Annotated in this window: 3 protein-coding genes; all 3 read right to left on the bottom strand. The window is 55.9% G+C overall.

The genetic code is table 11. From position 1 onward, the window contains the following. Positions 1 to 121 precede the first annotated feature (121 nt). The gene (locus ABGT74_RS01170) at positions 122 to 1,288 is read right to left on the bottom strand and encodes a S41 family peptidase (RefSeq protein ID WP_346704125.1); all 1,167 of its coding nucleotides are present in this window, start codon (positions 1,286 to 1,288) and stop codon (positions 122 to 124) included. Between the two features lie 60 nt (positions 1,289 to 1,348). After that, positions 1,349 to 2,533 carry a peptidoglycan DD-metalloendopeptidase family protein gene (locus ABGT74_RS01165; RefSeq protein WP_346704124.1) on the bottom strand — a complete coding sequence of 395 codons (1,185 nt, stop codon included), beginning with the start codon at positions 2,531 to 2,533 and terminating at the stop codon, positions 1,349 to 1,351. Between the two features lie 34 nt (positions 2,534 to 2,567). Beyond that, a partial coding sequence (locus ABGT74_RS01160) for an FtsX-like permease family protein (RefSeq protein WP_346704123.1) occupies positions 2,568 to 2,917 on the bottom strand: 350 nt, incomplete at its 5' end.

Here is a 2,917-nt window from a genome sequence, read left to right as displayed (position 1 = left end):
ATTTCATAGGTTCGGCGGCATCGCGCGCCGCCGTACAGTACTCCTTATTATACGGTAACATTCGCCGCACTGTCAAGCGAGCAAGTGTATTTTTGCGCATTTTGACCGATACGGCATAGAATTATCCCAGAATTTCGACTGCTTTTTGCAATTGCGGGTCCTCCTCCGGCGAAAGGAAATAAAAGTTCGCCGACTGCGCATCGGTCAACGCAACCTCGACATCAGGCGCGATGCCCACGCCTGCCAGATTATTCCCCTGCGGGGTGAAATACTCCTCCACCGACAGGTTGAGCGCCGACCCGTCGGACAGCTCAAAGGTCTGCTGCGCCCGTCCCTTGCCCGTGGTATGCGTGCCGACCAGTGTCGCACGGTCATATTCCTGCAAGGCTGCGGCAAAAAACTCAGCTGCCGAAATACTCTGGTCATCCACCAGCACCACAATCGGCTGGTCAATCATCTCCGCATCCGACTCATACACGGTCTCGCTGCCACTTTTGGTGCGCAGCGTCATGATCGTGCCTTCGGGCAGCAGAGGGTCGAGCATCTCGCTCATCTCTTTGACGCGTCCGCCGCCGTTATGTCGTACATCGAGCACCAGCGACTGCGCGCCATCCGCCAGCAGTTCGTCCAGCACCTGTTGGAATTGCTCCGCCGAACCAACATGGAAATTTTCGATGCGGATATAGCCGATATTCGCATCCAGCATCTGCCCCCAAGCCATCTTCTGCGTCACCATCGCGCGCTGCATGGTCGCCTCCTGCACAGCACCGTCCTTTTCTTTGCTAAATGACACAGTGACCTCGGTGCCTTCCTCGCCCTGAATCGCATCAATCACGGTATCCGCGCCGTCTTGCTCGACTGTCAAGCCTTCCGCGCCGACAATATAGTCGCCTTTTTCGATTCCGGCTTGTGCAGCGGGCGAATCCTCATATACCAGATAAACCCGCACACTGTCATCTCCGGAGATGACGGAAACACCGATGCCGCAGCCCTTGCCCTCGCTGCTCAGCCGATAGGCTTCATACTGGTCTGCCGGGATGTAAGTTGACCACTGATCCTCCAGTCCGGTGACATAACCGACCGCAGCATAATCCGCGACTTTTTCCTCGTCGAACTCACCTACATACTGCTCAGCCGCGATGCGGTCAATTTCGCGCAGCTTATCCTCCACCGCAGACGTGCGCCAGCCCGTTGCCGCATAGCAGCCCAAAACGGATACTGCCGCCGTAGTCACGCAAAGGAACAGCGCCGTTGTGACCGAGACTTTATTTTCCCGCCATTCAAACATTCGATTCCCTCCAAACAACAAGGGGAGAGCAAGTGCCCTCCCCTTTGATTCACGATTGCATTAAGTAAAGCTGAAGAAACTCTTGGGGTCAACCGTCGAGCCGTTCTGATACACTTCGAAGTGCAGGTGCGGACCGGTCGAGTTGCCGGTGGAGCCGACGTAACCGATGACCTGTCCCTGCTCAACATACTGACCAACCGAAACAAGAATGGTGGACTGATGGCCGTAAGCAGTCATCGTGCCGCCGCCATGGTCAATAACTGTGTAGTTGCCGTAACCGGAAACCCAGCCCGCGGTCGTAACCGTACCGGATGCCGCCGCCAGAATCTCTGCGCCATAGCTTGCAGGAATATCCTCACCCGCATGGAACTTGACCGTGCCGTAAATCGGATGCACGCGGTAGCCGTATACGCTGGACGTCGTCGTGCAACTCGGCGTCGGCCAGACGAAGGTGCCGCTGTACGGCACACCACCGGAAGCCGCCGACTGCGCAGACAACGCTGCAATCTGGTTGCTGACATCCTGCATCTCGCTGGAAATACGGTCGTACTCTGCTTCGCTTTCCGCCTTGTATGCCTCAATGCTCTCTGCCAGCGCGGCCTGCTCAGCCTCGCTCGCAGCCAGTTCATCCACCTTATAGCTCAGGTTTTCCTGATATTCCTTCTGAGAAACCTGCGTATCCTCGAGCTCCTGCTTCTTCTGCTCAATGTCTTCCTTTGCCGCGGTATACTCGGCAACGATCTTCTTGTTGTCGTTCATGATCGCCGTAATGATTTCCATACGGGACAGCAGATCGGCAAAGCTGGTGGAATTGAGCAGTACCTCCAGATAGCTGGTGTCGCCCTGCTCATAGGTGGTGCGCACGGTAAGTGCAAATTCCTCTTCCTTCTGTTCCAGCGCTTCCTCCGCCGCAGCCAGTTCCGTAGTCTTAACGTCGATCTGATCCTGCAGACGCTCGATATACGCCTCTACTGTTTCGATCTCTTCCTTGGTCAGGTCGATCTCACTTTGCAGCGCAGCGCGGGTAGCCTCTACGTCGCTGGCCTGCTTAGTCAGCTCCGCGATACGCTCCTTAACTGCCGCCTTTTCATCTTCCAGCGAGGACAGCTTATCCTGCAGCTCGTCTGCATCCTCCGCAGCGCCTGCAAAGGTGATACCGGTTGCCAGCATGGAAGCCAGCAGCGCGATCACAAGGATACCGGCAATAATGCAGGAAATCAGCCGCGTCGTGCGTTTCTTCATCATAATGGTATTCGCTCCTTTGTCTGTCGCCATTGCCTCACACATTCATAAACTTACGAATGCTGGTCACCGAACCGCCGATACCGAACAGCACGCCCGCACCCAAGTATACGCCCAGCACCAGCCAGCGCAATCCGTCAAACGGAACAATGTGGAAATACGGAATCACACCGCTTGCGATATTGGAAAGCTCACTGTACAGGCCCCACTCGGCAAGGAATGCCAAGCCGCCTGCCAACAGGCCAAGCACCATGCCCTCGATCACGAACGGCCAGCGGATGAACCAGTTGGTCGCGCCGACCATCTTCTGGATGGAAATTTCCTCGCGGCGCGCAAACATGGCCAGCTTTACCGTGTTGGCAATAATGAAAATCGAGATAACCGCCA

The organism is uncultured Agathobaculum sp., from assembly GCF_963927765.1.
Taxonomy (GTDB): domain Bacteria; phylum Bacillota; class Clostridia; order Oscillospirales; family Butyricicoccaceae; genus Agathobaculum.
Note: the sequence above shows the minus strand (reverse complement) of the source record. Positions and strands in the feature narration are given on the sequence as shown.

Coding starts and splice junctions, on each gene's coding strand:
- ABGT74_RS01170 (WP_346704125.1), bottom strand. CDS start 1,288: ATGTTTGAATGGCGGGAAAATAAAGTCTCGGTCACAACGGCGCTGTTC.
- ABGT74_RS01165 (WP_346704124.1), bottom strand. CDS start 2,533: ATGATGAAGAAACGCACGACGCGGCTGATTTCCTGCATTATTGCCGGT.